Below are 20832 nucleotides of genomic sequence, written 5' to 3' on the forward strand. Positions count from 1 at the left end.
AATTGTCATACAATTTTCAAAAAATTTAAAATTGTTTTTCCCGCATTTTTAAAATTTTTGTGGGTATTATTTACAAAATAGAACTAGCTTGTCTTTAAGGCATTTGCCCTAAACTTTTGGAGGGAGGCTATGAATACTTGACTAACTCATTTAGTTAGTCGAAGAAAGTACATATACAGTCATGTTATTTTTGTGAAAAGGATTTAAGAATTGTTTAAGAAAGAAAAAAACTAGTCCTGACTGTTAGCACAGGACTAGCTTTTATTATTAACTAGAGTGGATAGATGCAAAATATGGTTGCTGACCGTGACGGAAATAGGTTAACAGATAGCCATTTTTTTGTACAATTTTGCCATTTAGGAAATTGTGATAGTCAAGGCCATGAGGGATAATCAGTGTATGCTTAAACAACTCTTTCTCAGATAGCTTAAAGCTAGCAAATTCCTCGCCAGCGATAGTAGGATCTTCGCGTAATGCTTGATAAAGGGCTTTTTGTTGCTCTTCTGTTGGGCGTTCATTCCACCACAGCTTACGTGGTTGGAACTGCTGTGCCATTAGATAATCAAGCTGCATGAGACTCTGGATAATATTTAAATTCACGCCCTCCACAGTTTCCAAAAACATTAATAAACGGCGGAATAAATCTTCCAACTGATGGCCAATACGAGACCAACCTTTTGTTTCCCAATACGTCCCAAAGTTTTGGAAAAAATCAAATGGTGTGTCAAAGACCTCAGTAACTAAGTATTCAATCGTATGATCCATCCGATGGTCATTCCAATACTTCTCAAGAACATCCTCTGCATGTTTAATGCGTACGATATCATCAAAGGTTAGCACATTATTTGAAAAGATTTCGTAAGGAGAGACATCCACATAGGTATAACCAAACTTTTCCGCTTCTAATCGAAGGCCTGTACCACGTAAAAGCTTTAAAAATCCTAGCTGTAACTCTTCTGGTCTCATCGCAAAAACGTCATTAAACGTTTGACGGAAGCTTGCGTAATCTTCCTCTGGTAGACCAGCAATTAAATCTAAATGTTGATCTATTTTTCCGCCATCCTTCACCATTGTTACCGTTCGTTTTAGCTTTTCAAAGTTTTGACGACGTTTCACGAGTGTATTGGTTAAATCGTTTGTAGATTGTACGCCAATTTCGAAACGGAACAAACCTTTTGGTGCATTGTCATTTAAGAATTGAATCACCTCAGGGCGCATAATATCTGCAGTAATCTCAAATTGGAATACAACACCAGGTTTATGTTCATCAATTAAAAACTGGAACATTTCCATTGCATAGCTACGGCTAATATTGAAGGTACGATCCACGAATTTAATTGTCCGAGCTCCGTTATCCATTAAAAAACGAATATCTTCTTTTATTTTTTCACGGTTAAAGTATCGTACACCTACTTCAATAGAAGATAAACAAAATTGGCAACTAAATGGGCAGCCTCTACTTGTTTCGATATACTGAATGCGTTTACCTAAATGGGGAAGATCCTCCTCAAAGCGGAATGGACTTGGTAATTCACGCAAATCAATTTTAGGTGGCATAGCGTGAATTTTGACTTTTCCATCCTCTAAATAACAAATGCCTGGAACATCCTCTAACAAAATTTCACCGTGGAAATAGCGTAATAATTGTTTGAAAGAAGTTTCTCCTTCGCCCATGACAATAAAATCTACCTCGGGTATTTGACGTAACCAATGATGAGAATCGTAAGAAACCTCAGGACCTCCTAGCAAAATTTTAACATTTGGACAGACAGTCTTTAACATTTTTATAACGTGAATGGTTTCTTCTATATTCCAGATGTAGCAACTAAATCCAACAATATCAGGTTTTTTTTGGAATAAATCTGATACAATATTAAAAGCAGGATCCTTAATAGTGTACTCTGCTATAATTGGATTAAATTCTGGTAAAGCGGCGCCTTTAAGATAGCGCAATGCTAAATTTGTGTGAATATACTTTGCATTTAAAGTAGTTAAAATAGTATTCATGCAATAATCTTCCTTTCAACATCTTATTGTATCAGTCAAGTATCTGACATACAATATAATTCTTTTTACCTATTTATTTTGTGAACGGTTCGTGAAATAATTTAAAATACTTAAATTTACTAAATTTTGTAATAATAGAATCGTGCTGTCATAAAGTATAGTAAAGGCTCAAAATTCGATTTAGAGGTTTTTTACTCTTTTGAAAGGTTCGGTGAGAAAGTTGAAGCAAAATGATATTAATCAATGTTTTGGAAATCTTATGAAAAGTACTTCGTCACCAACACTTATACTCAATAAAGCAGGGAAAATTTTGAACGTTAATGAGGCTGCTATTAAACGTTTTAATCTTAATTTAACGTATATTGGCTATTTAGCTATGGACGAGCCATCTAATTTTAAATGGACTAAATTCGTCAAACAATTACAAAATGATTTACGTTCAGAAGAAATTTTTAATATTCGTACAACTGGAAACGACTATGAAATGCTGTCTTTTAAATGTTTTTATGATCCTAATACAGAAGAAATTGTTGCGCAAATTTCTACACTAAATGATGATGTTGCTCATAAATTATACATGAGTCAGGCGCATGAAAGATCACAATCTTTTAATGCATACGATTATTTACCTTATGCTGTTATTGTAAGTGATGCTAGCGGTATTATTCTTGGGCTTAATAAGTATGCGGAAATGTTTCTGAAAGTTGAAAATTCGCAGTTGCTCCATAAAGCACATCAACATATATTCGATTCATTTACATTGAAAAAGGGACAAATTACATCATACCTGTCTAAGCTGATGGGTGACAAGCATGCAAGTATTCATGTAGTCGATGAAACACAAGTAAGCAGAACTTGCTATTATGAAATTTCCAGTATTTTCGATGAATACAATAATATTATTGTCACGGTTATCAATGATGAAACAGAGAAAAAACAACTTCAGCATAAAGTCGAGCATCAGCAAGCATTAAATGTTGTGGGACAGATGGCTGCAAGTATTGCGCATGAAATTCGTAACCCATTAACTTCTTTAAAGGGATTTACTGAATTATTAAAGTTAAATGCTGATGATGAATCACGCATGTATCTCTCTGTTATTGACAGTGAGCTTCAACGGATGGAACAAATTTTATCCGAGCTTTTAGTGTTGTCTAAGCCAACGACGATGAAAGTTGAATTATTAGAACTGGATCATATTGTAAAGCAAGTCATTGAGTTTATGCTACCAGATGCACTCATGAAAAATATTATGATTCAGTACATTTCTCCTTCTAACCAAATTTATATCGGTGGCAACGAGAATCGCTTAAAGCAGGTGTTAATGAACCTAATTAAAAATGCAATGGAATCCATGAATAATGGTGGCACGATTACAGTTGAAATGGCGACAAATGACTGTGCGATTGTCGAGCTTATGATTAAAGATGAAGGGGTTGGCATGGACAGCACGACACTTCAAAACCTATTCCAGCCTTTTTACACGACAAAATCAACAGGGACAGGACTGGGCCTTGCTTTCGTGAAAAAGGTGATTGAAGAACATGATGGGGTAATAGGCGTTAATAGTGAACTACAGAAGGGGACATGCTTCCATCTGCAGTTCCCAATTTACACATTTAATCAACTTGATACATTGGAAGTATCCTCAAAAGATTCTGCTTATTTAGTAACGTAAATAGAGTAAAAATGGTGAGATAATTCACAATAAAACCTTCTAAATCATATAATGCTTTTGACAATGCTTTTCTAATATCGCTATAATGTCATATAAAGAGCGAAGTGAGAGGAAAAGAATATGAAGTCAGAAGATCTAAAACAATCTTTAAAATTATATATTGTACTATCGCGTGCATTGAAAGCGATCAATGAGACAACACATCAATTATTTCAGGATAATGGTTTAAACCCAACTGAATTTGCTGTTCTAGAGCTTCTTTACCATAAAGGGAGACAACCTTTACAGCAAATAGGCAATAAAATTTTGCTCGCTAGTGGGTCTATTACGTATGTCATTGATAAGCTTGAAAAGAGAGGCTATTTATTACGTGTTTCTTGTCCTTCAGATCGTCGTGTGACATATGCAGAAATCACTGGAGAAGGTGAAGCCTTTATGGCAGAGCTATTCCCAAAACACGAGCAGCATTTGCATGAATTAATGAGTGTGCTATCACCGCAAGAAAAGGAACAAGCAATTACGTTATTAAAGAAAATAGGCCTTTCTATTAAGGATTTATCTTATTAAAAAAGTTGTCTCATTGATTTGAGACAACTTTTTTATAATGGAAATAAAAGGACGATAGACAATGTCTATCGTCCTTATTGTCTTACTATTTTTTAGAGATAGTGGCTGCCATATTAAGCATAGCATCTGTTAAATCTTGTTTATCGTTATCGTGAATTGTTAATTTTGTAATGAGACCATCTTTTTCAAAAACAACCCCAATAACTTTCTCTGTGTCAAAGTCTACGACATAACCCTCGATATGTTGAACATTTTTAAATGCTGCTAATTCTTCAGTAGTTAAAGCTACTGTTTCGCCTACAGCATTCATATAATCTTGCATAGTTGTTTTCACTTCATCAAAGCTTGATTGTGATGCTTCAATTGTTTCAATACGCATAAACACTTCGTCATCATCATTAGATACTAACATATCTTTACCTGGTTCTTCCTGTGTCATTGTAAATCCTGGAAGCTGTTGTAGCTTGTAGGTTTGATTGACACTTTCAGACTGAGTGGCTGTTTCCGTTTTATTTTCGCCTTTTTGTACGTATTTCACATCTTGTTGTGGCTGTTTAGAAGTATCCTCTGTATTTGTATCATCTGATGCAGGAGTTTCCTCTTCTTCTTGTGATTCGCCTGCAGTTTCATCTCCAGATGGTTTTTGATCAACACCAGTATTGGATGGCTCATTTTGTTGAGCATCTGAATCCCCTGTTTTATCAGAGGTATTACAACCTACAACTAATACGGCTGTTAGTACTAATGCAAGAATTGAAAATAATTTTTTTTGCATAAAAAACCCTCCTTTTCTAAATTAAACGTTTGTAAAGATAAAATGTTTCCAAAATTAAATGTTATGATGTTAAAGGCAACACTAAAAATAATAATAGTACAAAAACGACATGAGCTACAATAACAAGTGGCATACTTTTTTTCCACTCATAGATGAAGCCCCAAATAATACTTGCCAAAAGTACAGCTATAACACCAAGTATAAAACCACTTAGAGCAATTGATATCGCACACAGTATGGCAGTTACTATAACAGCCAACGATGGACGCATAAAGCGTTTTAACTGCTGTTGGATATAACCACGCCAAAATAGTTCTTCACCTATGGCAACGATGAATACGAGTAAAACATAGTGCCAAATATTTTGTGGTCCATAGTTTGTTAAAAACTTTTGAACGGATTGTACTAAATTATTATTAATATATGGAGCGAGCCAGTAACCAAAGCGAATGATACCATATGTGATGGTACCGTATCCAATACCAAAGAGTAAAAATTGCCATGTAGGTAATTTATCTTCAATGGAGCCAGCTAAGATGGCGATGGCAATACATACTAATAAAGTAAATGCATACATGTACCAAAATACTGCTTGGTTAGCAAAGGTAAAAGCAAGCATGCCATAAACGAATAATAAAGAAAGGAGAAATAGTAGTGTTTGTTTCGAATTTGTTAGCATATTCGACCTCCATACTTTAATTTTATCAAAAAAATAGCCCCTTATCATCTATAAAGACAAATAGGGACTATTCGGACTATTAAGCTTCATTAGTATATAAAATTTTATAACGTTTATGATTGACGACCGTTTTCTCTTCAATCTCAAGGGAATCAAAATTCTCCATATATGTTAAATTAACAATCACCGAATTTTCATTTACCTTTTCGACAATACCTTGTAGACCATTTTTAAACTCGATAATATTTCCAACTTCAGCTATTTTCACAGACAGTCAGCTCCTTCATCGACTAATAATATACAGTTTGCATGAAAATTTGGGAAACGTAAAGCTTTTTTTAAATAATTCATAATTTATTACACAAAAGATGAAAAGAGAGGTATAAAATAAATGGAAAAATACGAAAATATGCTTAAACAATTACAAAACGGGGAAATAGAAAGTATTGAAATTCAAAAGGAAGATTTTTATGAATTTCGCGAAATACTTGTAAAGCATCCTTTATTTAAACATTATAGGGGTGAGGCCAAACAAAATGGACGGATTATATATACTTATACTGAACTTCCGAGAAGTTAAAATTTGTCGAACATTGTCGTAAGTTAATGCTGTAAGAAATAAAATATAAATGTATAATAATGGTATGATTATTTGTGTGTGGAGGGTTGTATGAATGGTCAATCTACTCTTGAAACAAATGGAACAAACTCGTGAGATGATGATTCGCTCAGGTGTAGAAAACGGGTTACAAAATGCAAAAACCATTCAACTGAGTCGCAGATTAGATCAGTTAATGAACACTTATTATAGACAGATGGCATTTGAGGAAGAAAAAGACCAAGAAAACTAAAAAGATTGTTCCAGTATTCAGAGTAAAAACATTTTAACATATATGTTTAAAATGCATTTCAATGGGGAATAACTTACTATGAACACAGCAACATTCTCATTTCCCCCTTTAGAGCAGTGATCCCCCAATCACTTGCTCTCTTTTTTTTCGCTTATTCGGTATATATGTCATACATAAAAAGTTTAGTACAAGTTATGGGAAGAGTTTGAATTATATGTTTCCTTCACCTAAACTGAAAAGATACAGAGTTTGGATTCTCACCGAGAGTGCAGACATTCTAAAATAAAGGAGCATGTACATATGACGAAGAAACGTATAGCATTTATTGGCACGGGTGTGATGGGTGCTAGCATCATTAAACATTTAATAAAAAATGGGCATGAAGTATCTGTGTTTACGCGGACAAAGGAAAAAGCAGAACCTCTTGTGGCATTGGGAGCGTCTTGGGCAAGTTCGCCAGCAGCAGCATTTAAAAATCGTGACATTGCCTTCACAATGGTTGGATATCCTTCAGATGTTGAGGAAGTATATTTTGGGCAAAATGGTCTTTTCCAAACAGCAGAGCAAGGTAACATTGTCGTTGATATGACGACTTCAGAGCCTTCCTTGGCAAAGAGAATTTATGAACACGCCCTTTCAATGGGTGTAGAGGCTTTAGATGCTCCTGTTTCAGGTGGTGATATAGGAGCACAAAATGGTACATTGTCCATTATGATTGGTGGCGATCAAGCTACCTATGATAAGATATTGCCAATTATGAAGCATTTTGGGGGAAATATTGTTTATCAAGGTGAAGCTGGTGCTGGGCAACATGCAAAGATGTGCAACCAAATTGTCATTGCTTCAGGTATGATTGGAGTGTGCGAATCACTAGCATATGGTTTAAAGGCAGGTTTAGATTTACCGACGGTATTACAATCAATCGCATCAGGGGCAGCTGGCTCATGGTCTTTAAGCAATTTAGCTCCACGCATGATACAAGGGGATTTTGCTCCAGGCTTTTATGTTAAACATTTTGTCAAAGATATGAAAATTGCTTTAGATGAATCCAAAAAAATGGGCATCTCTTTACCAGGGCTTTCATTAGCATATGACATGTATGAGAAATTGATTGAAGAGGGCTATGGTGATAATGGTACACAAGTTCTTCTAAAGTATTATAAATAGTGGCGTGAATAGGAAACCTGAAGTCTCTTTATTTCTTGGGAGACTTCAGGTTTTTTAGTACTACTCTTTACCAAAAAGTTGAGAATCTAAAGAGAAGTTAGATGCTCCTGCTAAAGCAAAATAAAGAGCTATAGCGCCTAAAGCTAAATCTAATTCATAACCAGCCAATCCATCAGCTCCGATAAAGCCAATGCTTAGTTTTGCTGTAAAGATAGCAACGATCATTGTAATCGTTAGTAAAGCGCCAAAGATTCTAGTGGCTAAACCTAAAATAATGGCAATTCCGCCTACTAATTCAATAATCGCAACGATATACGCCATAAATCCTGGTATACCTAGACTATCAAAGAAGTCAGCTGTGTAGCTGATTCCACCTTGAAACTTTTGAAAACCATGTACGGCAAAAATAATGCCAAGAACGACACGTAAAATAGTTGAACCAATCATTTGCATAATAAAATAACTCCTTTTCTTTAACTTACATTTCGTAACTTAGTTTATTTTTAAAAATAACTTTTGTCAAGTAACTTAATGTATTTTTAGAATTGGTTTTTTAGAAAAAGTGCTATACTGTTAAATAGGAACTAACAACAATGGAGGCTAGTAGATTGGATCAAAAAAATATTTGTCCACGATTTGAAAAAGCACTCATGATATTAAATCATCGATGGAATACTTTGCTAATTTATCAGTTGCTCGATGGTCCACAACGTTATTCAACCATTAAAAATCAGTTGAATATTAGCAGTCGTGTTTTAACAGAACGATTAAAGGAGTTAGAGACAGAGCAAATCGTGTTACGTACAGTAATTCCTTCTACACCAGTTGTCATTGAGTATGAGCTTACGGAAAAGGGCTATGCTATTGCGCCAGTGCTAAAAGCAATTGAACAATGGTCTTCTGACTGGGTGACACTAAATGAAAAATGATAAAAAGGTATTCAAGTGAGGGGCTTGAATACCTTTTTATCGTGTTGAAAAACAAACAATCAATAGAATTTGTGAAAGGTGAAAATGGATTTCCGTTGCAGGCTACTTGTTTTCCTGTGGGCGAGCGCCGAGCCGCTTCCTCCGCTACCGCTCCGTTTAGAGGCTCGCCTGTCTCGCTATCCTACGGGAGTCAAGTAGCCTTCCACTCCAATCCATAAAAATGTTTCTTGTTAGCAAAGGTTTTCCAATAAAGTGAAGGGTATTCACTACTCTTTATGGTGGGGTGTTGTCACTCATCACTTCTCCACATTGTAAATAAGAGCCTATCCTCTCTCTAATAATATAAATAAAGGGCTATTTTGTTCAGGAAAAGACACTGGAGCGAACGCAGTGAGCGCAGCGGCTCATCGGACGCCCCCTGGAAAGGACGCTGGCGGAACGGAAATCACCTCCCCTCACCTTGTCAAAAGATCTTTTTTGATTTACACGGAAAACGATGGAAAATGAGTGTTCATTTATCGGTCATTTGGCAGTTATTTTTCAATGAAATTGCTGTTATATTGTAAATAATATTAATTTTCTTTAAAAAAAGATATTTTTTATTACAGAGAGAGGTTAATTGATTATTATAGAAAATAGAGGGGAGGTTTTATATGAAGAAAGGTACAGCAATCGATGTACAGCATCGAAGTCAGTTAGCCATTTATTTATCATTGCCAATACTTTCATGGGCATTTTATGATTTTGCGAATACAATTTTTTCTTCAAATATAAATACAATTTTTTTCCCGTTTTACATGGATGAAGTGCTGGGTACGAATGAAGTCATGCAACAAGTAGCAAGCACCTTTATATCCTACGCCAATGCGATTGCAAGCTTGTTGCTCGTTATCTTTTCACCGCTTTTTGGGGTTTGGATTGATAACACTGGCTATAAAAAGAGGTTTATCGTATGGTTTGCATCTATTTCCATTCTTTTTACATTTATGATGGGGATCTTTGCAAATGTACAATCGACAACCAACTATTCAGGTGTCCCTCTTAGTTTATTTTTAGTAGTTGCAAGCTTTGTCATTGCAAAATTTTTCTTTAATTCAAGTCTAGTATTCTACGACTCTATGATGGGTGATTTAGGAACAAAAGAAGAGATGCCATTAATCTCAGGGTATGGAGTTGCAATTGGTTATTTGGGCACACTTTTCGGATTACTTGTATATTTATATGTTGGTAACAGCGATTTTCACCGAGCGTTTATTCCAACAGCTATCTTGTATTTATTATTTTCATTGCCATTATTTTTAATTAATAAAGATACACCTATTCCAAAAGCGCAGCGCAAGTCCATAAAGTTTTTAGACGGCTATAAAGAAATCATTCAAACTTTTAAGGATATGAAGCAATATAAGGCCATTTTTACGTTCATGATTGCTTATTTCTTTTTAAATGATGCCATTGCTACGACGATCGCCATGATGGCTGTTTATGCTACGGCAATTGTTGGATTTAGTTCTGGTCAGTTTATCGTTCTTTATTTGGTCTCTACGGTATCAACAATCATTGGTTCTCTTGCATTTGGCTATATAACGAAATCCATAGGAGCTAAACGTGCCATTACGATAGTTGCGCTCATTATGATTATTGCTTTAGTGTTCGCTGTTTTTGCCTCAGCACAATGGATGTTCTGGCTAGCAGGTAGTCTATTTGGGATATCTCTTGGATCCATGTGGGTGACATCTAGGACCTATATTATTGAATTATCACCATATGAGAAACGCGGGCAGTTTTTCGGCTTATTTGCCTTTTCAGGTAAAGTATCATCGATTATCGGTCCAGCCGTATATGGAACAGTGACATTATGGATGAAGGATTATGGCACCCTTGCTAGTCGTGTCGCGTTATCAACATTAATAGTGATGACAGTAATCGGCCTATTGGTACATCTAAAAGTTAATGATAAAAATGGAAATAGCAAGTAGGAGAAATGTATTGCCTATGATACAATTGAATTATAAATAGATGTAGAGAAAGGAGCGGGATTGCATTGGAACATAAAGGAATATTATTAGAAAGTGGCACAAATGAGCTAGAAATCGTTGAATTTGAAGTAGCAAACAATAAATTCGGCATCAATGTCATTAAAGTGAAAGAAATTATTCAACCGATACCAGTAACATTTATCCCACACGCGCACCCGCATGTAGAAGGAATTATTCAATTACGAGGTGAAGTATTACCGGTTGTAGATATGCTGCGAGTATTAGGAATTCAAGGTGCGGAGCGTAATCCTCAACAAAAATATATTGTGGCTGAATTCAATAAGCAACGTGTTGTTTTCCATGTAGATAATGTGACACAAATTCATCGTATTTCATGGAATCAAATTGAAAAGCCATCTGATATGTATCAAGGTGGGACATCACAAGTAATTGGCGTAATTAAACAAAATGAACAAATGATTCTATTGCTAGATTTCGAAAGAATTATGGTGGATATCAATCCTGAATCAGGAATTAGTGTGGAATCTGTTAAAAAGCTTGGTAAACGTGAACGTTCTGGAAAGCGTATTTTAATTGCAGAAGATTCACCATTATTACGCAAATTATTATTCGATACAATGAGCGAAGCTGGTTATGACAATGTAGAATTCTTTGAAAATGGTCGCGATGCTTATGAATACTTAGAAGGAATTGCGAATAGTGGTAGCGATATCGCAGAACATATTCAATTAGTGGTAACTGATATTGAGATGCCACAAATGGATGGTCATCATTTGACACGAAAAATCAAAGAGCACCCTGATCTTCAAAAGCTTCCTGTCATCATTTTCTCAAGTCTCATTACAGACGATCTTCGCCATAAAGGGGATCAAGTAGGAGCAGAAGATCAAATTAGTAAGCCAGAAATTGCAGAGCTCATTTTACGTGTTGACCAACTTATTCTGTAATGGTAATGACTTACAAGATACTTCACAATTTTAATAATGGGTATCCTAAAAGTAAAAATAAATGAAAGAAAAGTCGGATGCCTTAAAAGGGTGCCGACTTTTTTGTATAGGTCCACATTTTATGAACAAAATAGGCTTGGAGGATGTGATGATTTGAATGAACTAAAAACAGCCATTATTGATATCGGCTCCAATACCATTCGATTAGTATTATATCAGTATGATAATGAAGAGGGGCTTTGTGAGCTAGGAAATATTAAAACGGTAGCACGTTTGCGTACATATATATTGCCTTCAGGAGAAATGTCTGAAGAAGGTATTCAAGTGTTATCAGAAACTTTATTCACATTCAAAGCGATGCTAGAGGATTTTGAAATAACTGATGTCAAAGCAGCTGCAACTGCTGCTATCCGACAAGCCACTAATCGAGATCAAATTATAGAGGAAATGAAAAAACGAACTGGTATCCAAATCGAGCTTTTATCAGAAGAAGAAGAAGCCTATTTTGGCTATGTTGCAGTTGCCTATTCCATGGGTACAAAATCGGCCGTAACAATTGATATTGGTGGTGGAAGTACCGAAATTACGCTCTTTGAAAATAAAGAAATTCAGCAATCACATAGTTTTCCATTTGGGACAGTTTCTTTAAAGCAACGATTTGTAAAAGGCGACATTATGAATAGTAGTGAAAAAGTGGAACTCATTGCCTTTGTTAAAGAGCAATTTCAAACACTCCCTTGGATACAAAATGTCGCATTACCTGTTATCGCAATTGGTGGTAGTGCGCGGAATATTGTACAAATTCATCAGCAAAAGCATGACTATCCAATTGCAAGTGTGCATGGCTACGAAATGTCTAAGGCAGATTTGGATGATTTAAGCTCATTTTTAGGTCAACTAAGCTTTCAGGAATTGAAACAATTAGATGGGCTTTCATCGGATCGCGCAGATATTATTGTACCTGCATTAGAGGTATTTAGAGTATTAATGGAGGCGGTTGGTAGTGGGACATTCCAACTGACAAAGAGAGGTTTACGTGAGGGACTCATTTTTCAACGGATTTTGCAAACAGATGCACAGGCCTTTGATAAATACAATGTATTTGAAGGGAATGCAAGAAGATTAGCACGTCAGTATGGTCGAACTGAAATGGAAGTTGATTATTTAATGAATTTAGCAGACCAATTGTATCGTGAATGCTGTCATTTAGGTTATTTGCAATATCATCCAGAAGATTTGCATTTATTGTCGAAAGCGGCCAAGGTTTTTAATATTGGAGAGTATATTGAATTAAGCTCTTCCAGCCAACATACTTTTTATTTAATCGCAAATCAATCCATTGATGGTTTAAATCATTTAGAACGAGTAAAACTAGCACTTCTTGCATCCTATAAAAATAAAGATTATTTTGAACGATTTGCCGCTCCGTTTGCAACATGGATGGATCGTGAGGAATATCGCAAATTACGAGATTTTGGAGCGTTATTAAAATTTGTCTATGCGTTAAATGTGTCAAAGCGCAATGTTGTTCATGCCATTGAGATGCGCACAGAAGAGGATCATGTACAACTGGATATTTATGTGAAAAAGAATGCAGCTGCTGAAAAGTATCAAGCCAATCGCCATAGAAAACATTTAGAACGAGCATTAAAAATCCCAATAAGGATCAATTTTATTGAAGAAGGGTGGAACAATGGATGACAACTGAAGTAACGAAAAACGAGCTACATGAGGAAGACTTTTCAGAAAAACATAGTCGGTTATTAGAGGAGATTGCCAAGCCTCAGTACTATAATAATCGGGAATTGAGCTGGCTTGCCTTTAATGAACGAGTATTAGAGGAAGCGGAGGATATCAATAATCCTCTGCTAGAGCGTTTGAAATTTTTAGCTATATTTAGCTCAAATTTAGATGAATTTTTTATGGTGCGTGTTGCAGGGCTACAAGATCAAGTTCGAGCTGGCTTTCATAAACCTGAAAATAAATCTGGATTAACACCAAAGGAGCAGTTGGCGAAAATTGCAGAGCGTACACAAGCATTAGTTCGTCGACAGACAGAAGTTTATCGTCATTTAATTTATGATTTGCTTCCACAGCATAATGTACATATTGCAGATATGAAAGATTTAAACAGAGCACAAAAAGCATTTATCAATGAGATGTTTGCGGAAACAATCTTCCCAGTTTTAACCCCTGTAGCAGTAGACGCGTATCGTCCTTTCCCAACATTATTTGGTAAGACATTGAATTTACTCGTACTGTTAGAGCAGGATGAGACCGAAGTTGAAAGTCGGGAAAAAGTAGCCATCGTACAAGTCCCTTCTGTTCTAGACCGTTATATAAAAGTGCCATCCGAAGAAGGGAAAACAATTGTTGTTTTATTGGAGGACGTGATTGTAGCGCATATTGAAAAGCTATTTTATGGCTATAGTGTAAAATCAGCACAAGCTTTCCGTCTAACAAGAAATGCAGATTTAACGATCCATGAAGAGGGGGCTCGCGATCTGCTAGTTGAAATTGAAAAGGAACTAAAAAAACGAAAATGGGGCGTAGGGAGCCGTTTAGAAGTTCGAGTTGGAGAAATGAATGAGGAAGTACTTCAATATTTATTAGATGAATTTGAAATTGAAGAAACAGATGTGTTCCATATTGATGGGCCTTTGGATTTAACCTTTATGTTCTCTTTTGTTAAAGGTATTTCTGTTGGTCGCGAGCATCTAGAATATGAAAGCTTTATTCCACAGCCACCTTTAGATTTACAATCAGATGAAAATATTTTTGAAAAAGCTCTACAACAAGATATATTTTTCCATCATCCATATGAATCGTTTGCTCCAATTGTTGATTTTATTGCAGAGGCAGCGGTTAACCCAAATATATTAGCAATCAAGCAAACATTATATCGAGTAAGTGGCAATTCACCAATTATACAAGCATTAAAACTTGCGGCTGAAAATGGCAAACAAGTAACAGTGCTAGTTGAACTAAAGGCTCGTTTCGATGAAGAAAACAATGTACACTGGGCAAAACAATTAGAACAAGCAGGCTGTCTTGTGATTTATGGCATGAATAATTTAAAAACGCACTCTAAAATAACACTAGTTGTTAGTCGTCGTAACGGTAAAATTGAGCGTTTTGTCCATCTTGGGACAGGAAATTATAATGATGCTACTGCAAAAATTTATACGGATATGGGCATAATAACTACAGATAAAGAGTTTGGCATTGATGCGACAAACTTCTTTAACTACTTAAGCGGCTATACAGAAAAGCCTACCTTTAATCATTTAGTCGTGGCACCATTTGATATTCGAGATGAATTTATTCGTTTAATGGATGAAGAAATTGCTTGTCATAAAAAACATGGTAATGGTTTTATTAGGGCAAAAATGAACTCACTGACAGACAAAGACTTAATGATGAAGCTTTATGAAGCATCCATTGCAGGTGTAAAAGTGGAACTCATTATACGTGGTATTTGCTGTATTAGACCAGGTATTCCTGGTATAAGTGAAAACATTACAGTGACAAGTATTGTTGGCCGTTTCCTAGAACATTCTCGTATCTATTGGTTCCATCATAATGGAGAAAATAAAGTCTATTTATCGTCAGCAGATATGATGACACGCAATATGATTAAACGTGTAGAAATATTGTTCCCTGTATATGCAAGTGAAGCAAAAACTCGTATTATTGACATAATGAATGCACAATTAATGGATACTGCGAAAGCACGTATTCAAGACTCGAATGGTAAATACCATTACAAAGAGTTTGATCGTAGCGAAGATCCGTTAAATAGCCAGGAAGTTTTCTTAAAGGATGCATTAAAGCCTACGCTAGACGAAGAATAGAGCAAACACGCTACTTAGTGAGGGATAGAATGAAAAAATATAGAGAGAGTGTAGCGCCATTTGCAGATTATCAGCAGCTCATCCAACTGAATCCATTTGATGCAGTTGTCTGTTTGAAAAAAGTGGATACGGCCGTGTTTGAGGTTGTTGAATTTAATGATAAGCTATCTTTATTGCTTGAGTTACAAGATAGCTCAGCCAAGAACGCGGAGCATTTTTTTTCAAAGCCATGCTGGCTGCAATTGTCGGAACTGCTAAATCAAGATGTCAATCAACAACATGTCCTAACATTAGGTACTGATCTTCAAAAAAAAACATTTGTGATTCATGTACAGCACTTAGCTAATTCTATGGTTGCTATGATCCTTCGTGCAACACAAAGTGAAGTAGCGCCATATTTACAATTTGTGGAGCAACATGTGAGCCCAGTGTTAACGACAGATATACAAGGTCGTATTATCCATCAGAACGTTGCTGCTACCTCTGTCTTATCTAGAGAGCAGCACAGCCTAATAGGACTAGATATTTTTTCATTATTAGAAAATAGATATAGCAATGAATTTAAATTATTATTTGCCAAAACCATTGAAGGTTCAGCTTTTGGCATGCCTAGGTGTTTATTAAAGGGCCAATTGCTAAGTAAAGAGCCTTTTTATTTAAGAACGCATCCAACTTATTATAATGGTGAGGTAATAGGGGTACATTTATTTGTCAAAGAAGCCAATTCATTTATGAATGATCATGAGGCATTTTATTACCTAGCACTGATGGACGAATTAACAGGTATTTGGAACCGAAAGGCTTTTAAAGAACACTGGCTGCACCATTTAAATGACAAAAAGCAAGAACACAAGCAAGCTGCTCTAATTTTGGTTGATATTGATCGCTTTAAAAAATTTAATGAATCTCTTGGCGAGAGCAAGGGTGACGAGCTTATGCGTATGTTTAGTCATAGGCTTCGTGAGCTTTGTTACTCAAAATGCTCCCTTTATCGCTATAACAGTGATGAGTTTATCTTTGTGCTAAAAGATGCAACCATCCAAAAAATTGAGCATACCGCGAATGCAATCTTGGATGTTCTAAAACAGCCGTTTATGATAGATGGACAGGAATATTTTATTAGCGTGTCGATTGGCATTTCGCTTAGTCCAGCAGATGGAAGGGATTTAGAGACACTTGTACGGAAAGCTGATAAGGCTTTATTTTCTGCTAAAGAGCATGGCCGATCACATTACCGTTACTATCGTGAAGATATGACAGCTGTCTTTCCAAATGAAGCATTAATGGAGGCACATTTACGTCGTGCCATTGAATTTAATGAGCTGAGTCTCCATCTACAGCCACAAATGGATTTAGCAAACAATAGCATCAATAGCTTTGAAGCATTACTGCGGTGGAATAATCGTAAATTTGGTTTTGTGTCACCTGCACAGTTTATTCCGATTGCTGAGGCTTCAGGCTTAATAATCGAAATAGGTGATTGGATTATTGATGAGGTTTGTCGTTACCAAAGAGAATGGCAATCGAAAGGCTATCGTCCTGTACGGATAGCCGTTAATATTTCACCTAAGCAGTTTAGAAAAGAAAATTTCGCTCGAAAAATTAAAGCGGCTTTGAAGAAATATAGTGTACCACCCGAATTATTAGAGGTGGAAATAACCGAAAGTTCTATGACAAACGTTCATGAAACTTACTCGATTTTGACCGAGTTGAAGCAACTAGGTGTGTATGTGTCAGTGGATGATTTTGGGACAGGCTATTCCTCATTGAGCTATCTCAAGCGCTATCCAATTGATATCATTAAAATCGATCAGTCATTTATTGCAGATATTGCAAAAGATGACAAAAACGAAGCCATTATTAAGGCAATTATTTCGATGTCTCATAATTTAGGATTAGAGGTCATTGCTGAAGGAATTGAAGAGGCTTCACAAGTTGATTTTCTTAAACGTCATCGCTGTCAAAAAGGACAGGGCTATTTATATAATAAACCATTACCAGTGGAAACAATTGTTCAACAATATTTTGTTAGCTAATCAACGAGTAGCACTTTCATCGCCAAAAATGGGTGAAGTGCTACTTTTTTATTTATGGCTTTTAAGACCATCCAAGACAATAGTTGTGAATTGGGCCATTTCGGAGGCCAAATCGAAATCCTCACTATGAATTAACCAATCATAAACATTGGCACGCATACAGCGCCGAATAATTGCTTGTATGTTAGGAGCAGATACATCTTGTCTGAATTCCCCCTGTCGAATTCCTTCCTCAATATATGTATTCATAATTTGAAAGATTTTACGTTGTGGATTGATTAAGTAGTGATCTTGTTCTACTTGGTTTGTCATGGCAGCCGTATACACTGTGCGCAATAAATCTTTTCCTACAACTTTCGTTAAATAGTTCATTTGTTGTTGATAGACAAATAAAATTTTTTCACTTGCTGACAATGAAGGATCAATATTTTTTTCTACAGTGCTATAAAATTGATCCAGCTCCATAAATTTTTCTAATATAACATCATATTTGGATGGGAAATGTGTATAAAAGGTCCCTTTCGAAACATTGCAGGCTTTTGTAATTTGTTCAACAGAGACATGTTCAAAACCATACTTGTTAAATAAATCTAACGAGGTTTTTAATAATTTTTCCCGTGTTTCTAATGCCTTTTTCTGTCTGCTCGTTAATGATTCCATCGTAGCTTATTACCTCCAAAGTAAAGTATTGTAAAATATTTTTTGTAAAAATATTCTGAAAATATCTTTTTTTTAATTGACGAGATGGAATTATTTTGATTATGATTTAATTGACCGCAGTCACTGACTATGGTCAACAAAAGTATCTCGTTATTAATGTTACGACAAAAAATAGGCGTTGGCTAGTGTATCATGCAGCTTGTCTGCTGTATTTTCAAAGATTGGGGGAAGTTTAAATGAAGGAGAAATTAGGTTTTATTGGCTTAGGCAATATGGGGTTACCGATGTCTATCAATTTATTAAAGGCAAATTATCAAGTGTATGGCTTTGATACAAATGCAAAGGCCATGGAGCAATTTAGAGCAGCGGGTGGCATTGGTGTGGAAACAGCAAAGGAAGTTGCACAGCAATGTGATGTGGTGATGACCAGCTTACCGACTCCTCAGGTAGTAGAAATGGTGTATCAATCAGAACAAGGAATCATTCATCATGCTAAAAAGGGATGCTTACTCATTGATTTTAGTACAGTTAATCCCGAATTGAACGATTCATTATATAAAGAAGCAAAAGCCTTAGGGTTACGATATTTAGGAGCACCTGTAAGTGGGGGAGTAATTGGAGCAGTAAATGCTACTCTAACAATTATGGTTGGTGGTGACAAGGAAGATTATGAAAGTGCTGCAAAAATATTCGGAATAGTCGGTAAAAATAGTTACCATCTAGGAATTTCGTCAAGTGTAGGTACACGTATTAAATTATTAAATAATTTAATGATTGGATTTTATACAGAGGCCGTAGCTGAAACAATCGTACTTGGTGAAAAGATGGGCATTCATGCTGATGTGCTGTATGAAGTGTTAAGTAATAGCTATGGTCAAAGCCGTATTTATGAACGCAATTATGTGGAATATATGAAAAACGATAATTATGAGCCAGGCTTTTCGACAAACCTACTATTAAAGGATTTAAAGCTAGCGAAAGAAATGGCAGACGAAGCAGGGGTATCGCTGCGAATCGGGGAAAAATTGGTGGATTTGTATAGTGAAATTGCTCAGCAAGGCTATGGTGAAAACGATATGTCTGCTGCTTATTTAAGTTTAAAAGAAACTGCTAAAATAGAACAATTTTAAGAGGAGGAAAAGAAAAATGACAACAGCACAAGAAATTCAAACATTAACACATTTTATTGGCGGACATTTAGTGGAAGGAAAAAGCGGCCGTTATGGTTCAGTATTCAATCCTACAACAGGTGATGTCATTGCAAAAGTACCACTTGCCACAATAGCAGAAACACGGGAGGCAATTGAGCAAGCACAAGCGGCATTTCCTAAATGGCGTGACACATCTGTGGCAAAGCGAGCAGAAATTGTCTTAAGGTTTCGAAACCTTATTACAGAAAATATGGAGGAGCTACTGCAAATTATTTGTACAGAAAGCGGAAAGACGCTTGAAGATGCTAAAGGAGAAATCACCCGAGGACTTGAATCTGTTGACTTAGCTATCGGTGCCCCACACTTAATGAAAGGGGAATACTCTGTTAATGTTGGCGGGCAAATTAATGCCTATTCTGCAAAATATCCATTAGGAGTAGTGGCGGCCATCTCGCCATTTAACTTCCCAATTATGGTGCCTTTAGCACAAACAAGTATGGCTATTGCTGTAGGGAATGCTGTTGTGTTAAAAGCATCAGAACGTGTGCCAATGACTGCATTGTTTGTTAGTGAGCTGTGGAAAAAAGCTGGGTTGCCCGATGGTATTTGGACAGTGATAAATGGTGATAAGGATGCCGTTAATGAACTTTTGGAAAACCCAACTGTGCAAGCCATTTCATTTGTTGGCTCAACACCGGTGGCGAAGTATATTTATGAAACAGGCTCAAAGTATGGAAAACGTGTCACTGCCCTTGGTGGTGGTAAAAACAATATGGTTGTGATGCCAGATGCAGACCTTGAACAGGTAGCAAATGCCTTTATTGGTGCAGCATATGGTGCAGCCTCTCAGCGTTGTATGGCAATATCTACGATTATGCCTGTAGGGAAAGAGACAGCAGACCGTCTAGTGGCGATTCTTAAAAAGAAAATCACTAATCTGAAGGTAGGTCCATATACAGACCCTGATGCAGATTTTGGCCCTGTCATTTCTCAACAATCAAAAGAGGCGATTCTTGCTGCAATTGAGCGGGGAGAAACTGAGGGAGCATCGGTGATTTGTGATGGCCGTGAACTTGATATTGTCAAAGAATCTAAAGGCTTCTATGTAGGACCTACATTATTAGATCATGTAAAGCCAGGGATGGAAATTTATGAGCAAGAGGTATTTGGACCTGCTCGTAATGTTGTACGTGTAGATTCACTGGAGGAGGCTATTTCACTTATTAATAAACATGAGCTAGGCAATGGTGTCACAATCTTTACGAATGACGGGTTAGCAGCTCGTCAATTTACGACTGAAATAGATGTTGGCATGGTAGGTGTCAATGTACCAATTCCAATTCCAGTTGGCTACCATAATTTTGCTGGTTTTAAAGGCTCTCGTTTTGGTGAAGGGCATATGTTTGGTCCAGATCAGGCACGATTCTTTACAAAAACTAAGACAATTTCAGAGCGTTGGATGGCAGGTAATGCCTCTACAGCATCTACATTTGCATTCCCAAGTAATAACGACTAATACAAACAAAGAGCTGTA

19 protein-coding genes are annotated in these 20832 nt (G+C 36.3%); 13 read left to right on the top strand and 6 right to left on the bottom strand.

Features of this window, described 5'->3' with window-relative positions; genetic code table 11:
* Positions 1–267: 267 nt before the first annotated feature.
* On the bottom strand, positions 268–2007 hold the full coding sequence (locus MHI22_RS20280; protein WP_036125863.1) for a B12-binding domain-containing radical SAM protein: 1740 nt from the start codon (positions 2005–2007) through the stop codon (positions 268–270).
* 310 nt (positions 2008–2317) lie between these two features.
* On the opposite strand from MHI22_RS20280, the gene MHI22_RS20285 reads away from it, so the two are divergent.
* A complete protein-coding gene (locus MHI22_RS20285) occupies positions 2318–3685 on the top strand; it encodes an ATP-binding protein (RefSeq protein ID WP_244504793.1) in 1368 nt (455 codons plus the stop codon).
* Between the two features lie 120 nt (positions 3686–3805).
* Positions 3806–4252, top strand: a complete 447-nt coding sequence (locus MHI22_RS20290) for a MarR family winged helix-turn-helix transcriptional regulator (protein ID WP_036125858.1) — start codon at positions 3806–3808, stop codon at positions 4250–4252.
* An 85-nt stretch (positions 4253–4337) separates the two neighbouring features.
* On the opposite strand, the gene MHI22_RS20295 is transcribed toward MHI22_RS20290, so the two are convergent.
* The 3 genes from MHI22_RS20295 to MHI22_RS20305 form a co-directional block, all read right to left on the bottom strand.
* A complete protein-coding gene (locus MHI22_RS20295; RefSeq protein WP_058845178.1) occupies positions 4338–5027 on the bottom strand; it encodes a hypothetical protein in 690 nt (229 codons plus the stop codon).
* 61 nt (positions 5028–5088) lie between these two features.
* Positions 5089–5706, bottom strand: a complete 618-nt coding sequence (locus MHI22_RS20300; protein ID WP_036125844.1) for a CPBP family intramembrane glutamic endopeptidase — start codon at positions 5704–5706, stop codon at positions 5089–5091.
* 79 nt (positions 5707–5785) lie between these two features.
* Positions 5786–5974, bottom strand: a complete 189-nt coding sequence (locus MHI22_RS20305; RefSeq protein WP_004224583.1) for a YkvS family protein — start codon at positions 5972–5974, stop codon at positions 5786–5788.
* Between the two features lie 123 nt (positions 5975–6097).
* Here MHI22_RS20305 and MHI22_RS20310 point away from each other — a divergent pair, with 123 nt between their 5' ends.
* The 3 genes from MHI22_RS20310 to MHI22_RS20320 all read left to right on the top strand — a co-directional run bounded on the left by MHI22_RS20310 (position 6098) and on the right by MHI22_RS20320 (position 7724).
* Entirely contained in the window at positions 6098–6286 is a 189-nt protein-coding gene (locus tag MHI22_RS20310; RefSeq protein WP_036125841.1) for a hypothetical protein, read from the top strand.
* A 118-nt stretch (positions 6287–6404) separates the two neighbouring features.
* Positions 6405–6557, top strand: coding sequence for a Spo0E family sporulation regulatory protein-aspartic acid phosphatase (locus MHI22_RS20315; RefSeq protein ID WP_445668829.1), 153 nt, complete (start codon positions 6405–6407; stop codon positions 6555–6557).
* A gap of 300 nt (positions 6558–6857) precedes the next feature.
* Entirely contained in the window at positions 6858–7724 is an 867-nt protein-coding gene (locus MHI22_RS20320; protein WP_340812606.1) for an NAD(P)-dependent oxidoreductase, read from the top strand.
* Between the two features lie 60 nt (positions 7725–7784).
* On the opposite strand, the gene MHI22_RS20325 is transcribed toward MHI22_RS20320, so the two are convergent.
* On the bottom strand, positions 7785–8177 hold the full coding sequence (locus tag MHI22_RS20325) for a DoxX family protein (RefSeq protein ID WP_036125836.1): 393 nt from the start codon (positions 8175–8177) through the stop codon (positions 7785–7787).
* A 155-nt stretch (positions 8178–8332) separates the two neighbouring features.
* Here MHI22_RS20325 and MHI22_RS20330 point away from each other — a divergent pair, with 155 nt between their 5' ends.
* The 6 genes from MHI22_RS20330 to MHI22_RS20355 all read left to right on the top strand — a co-directional run bounded on the left by MHI22_RS20330 (position 8333) and on the right by MHI22_RS20355 (position 17487).
* Positions 8333–8653: a winged helix-turn-helix transcriptional regulator gene (locus tag MHI22_RS20330; protein ID WP_036125834.1), complete on the top strand. Its 321-nt coding sequence runs from the start codon at positions 8333–8335 to the stop codon at positions 8651–8653.
* A 653-nt stretch (positions 8654–9306) separates the two neighbouring features.
* A complete protein-coding gene (locus MHI22_RS20335) occupies positions 9307–10629 on the top strand; it encodes an MFS transporter (RefSeq protein ID WP_058843413.1) in 1323 nt (440 codons plus the stop codon).
* Between the two features lie 65 nt (positions 10630–10694).
* Positions 10695–11597 carry a chemotaxis protein gene (locus MHI22_RS20340; RefSeq protein WP_036125743.1) on the top strand — a complete coding sequence of 301 codons (903 nt, stop codon included), beginning with the start codon at positions 10695–10697 and terminating at the stop codon, positions 11595–11597.
* A gap of 153 nt (positions 11598–11750) precedes the next feature.
* Positions 11751–13298, top strand: a complete 1548-nt coding sequence (locus MHI22_RS20345) for a Ppx/GppA family phosphatase (protein WP_340812607.1) — start codon at positions 11751–11753, stop codon at positions 13296–13298.
* Positions 13295–15451 (top strand): RNA degradosome polyphosphate kinase, encoded by a 2157-nt coding sequence (locus tag MHI22_RS20350; RefSeq protein ID WP_036125738.1) that lies wholly within the window; start codon positions 13295–13297, stop codon positions 15449–15451. The genes MHI22_RS20345 and MHI22_RS20350 overlap by 4 nt, the downstream gene beginning before the upstream one ends.
* A 29-nt stretch (positions 15452–15480) precedes the next feature.
* On the top strand, positions 15481–17487 hold the full coding sequence (locus tag MHI22_RS20355) for a putative bifunctional diguanylate cyclase/phosphodiesterase (protein WP_340812608.1): 2007 nt from the start codon (positions 15481–15483) through the stop codon (positions 17485–17487).
* Positions 17488–17535: 48 nt separating this feature from the next.
* Here the strand turns inward: MHI22_RS20355 and MHI22_RS20360 are convergent, their stop codons facing one another.
* The gene (locus MHI22_RS20360; RefSeq protein WP_058843415.1) at positions 17536–18147 is read right to left on the bottom strand and encodes a TetR/AcrR family transcriptional regulator; all 612 of its coding nucleotides are present in this window, start codon (positions 18145–18147) and stop codon (positions 17536–17538) included.
* A gap of 236 nt (positions 18148–18383) precedes the next feature.
* Between MHI22_RS20360 and MHI22_RS20365 the strand changes: the two genes are divergently transcribed.
* Both MHI22_RS20365 and MHI22_RS20370 read left to right on the top strand, forming a co-directional pair.
* Positions 18384–19277: an NAD(P)-dependent oxidoreductase gene (locus tag MHI22_RS20365; RefSeq protein WP_058843416.1), complete on the top strand. Its 894-nt coding sequence runs from the start codon at positions 18384–18386 to the stop codon at positions 19275–19277.
* 16 nt (positions 19278–19293) lie between these two features.
* Positions 19294–20814, top strand: coding sequence for a CoA-acylating methylmalonate-semialdehyde dehydrogenase (locus MHI22_RS20370; protein WP_340812609.1), 1521 nt, complete (start codon positions 19294–19296; stop codon positions 20812–20814).
* Positions 20815–20832: the final 18 nt, after the last annotated feature.

The organism is Lysinibacillus sp. FSL L8-0312 (assembly GCF_038003285.1).
GTDB classification, from domain to species: domain Bacteria; phylum Bacillota; class Bacilli; order Bacillales_A; family Planococcaceae; genus Lysinibacillus; species Lysinibacillus fusiformis_D.

Excerpts from the sequence above, each read along its gene's own strand:
- MHI22_RS20335 (WP_058843413.1), top strand. The coding sequence starts at position 9,307 with ATGAAGAAAGGTACAGCAATCGATGTACAGCATCGAAGTCAGTTAGCC.
- MHI22_RS20320 (WP_340812606.1), top strand. The coding sequence starts at position 6,858 with ATGACGAAGAAACGTATAGCATTTATTGGCACGGGTGTGATGGGTGCT.
- MHI22_RS20370 (WP_340812609.1), top strand. The coding sequence starts at position 19,294 with ATGACAACAGCACAAGAAATTCAAACATTAACACATTTTATTGGCGGA.
- MHI22_RS20290 (WP_036125858.1), top strand. The coding sequence starts at position 3,806 with ATGAAGTCAGAAGATCTAAAACAATCTTTAAAATTATATATTGTACTA.
- MHI22_RS20315 (WP_445668829.1), top strand. The coding sequence starts at position 6,405 with ATGGAACAAACTCGTGAGATGATGATTCGCTCAGGTGTAGAAAACGGG.
- MHI22_RS20310 (WP_036125841.1), top strand. The coding sequence starts at position 6,098 with ATGGAAAAATACGAAAATATGCTTAAACAATTACAAAACGGGGAAATA.
- MHI22_RS20300 (WP_036125844.1), bottom strand. The coding sequence starts at position 5,706 with ATGCTAACAAATTCGAAACAAACACTACTATTTCTCCTTTCTTTATTA.
- MHI22_RS20280 (WP_036125863.1), bottom strand. The coding sequence starts at position 2,007 with ATGAATACTATTTTAACTACTTTAAATGCAAAGTATATTCACACAAAT.
- MHI22_RS20355 (WP_340812608.1), top strand. The coding sequence starts at position 15,481 with ATGAAAAAATATAGAGAGAGTGTAGCGCCATTTGCAGATTATCAGCAG.
- MHI22_RS20350 (WP_036125738.1), top strand. The coding sequence starts at position 13,295 with ATGACAACTGAAGTAACGAAAAACGAGCTACATGAGGAAGACTTTTCA.
- MHI22_RS20295 (WP_058845178.1), bottom strand. The coding sequence starts at position 5,027 with ATGCAAAAAAAATTATTTTCAATTCTTGCATTAGTACTAACAGCCGTA.
- MHI22_RS20325 (WP_036125836.1), bottom strand. The coding sequence starts at position 8,177 with ATGCAAATGATTGGTTCAACTATTTTACGTGTCGTTCTTGGCATTATT.
- MHI22_RS20360 (WP_058843415.1), bottom strand. The coding sequence starts at position 18,147 with ATGGAATCATTAACGAGCAGACAGAAAAAGGCATTAGAAACACGGGAA.
- MHI22_RS20365 (WP_058843416.1), top strand. The coding sequence starts at position 18,384 with ATGAAGGAGAAATTAGGTTTTATTGGCTTAGGCAATATGGGGTTACCG.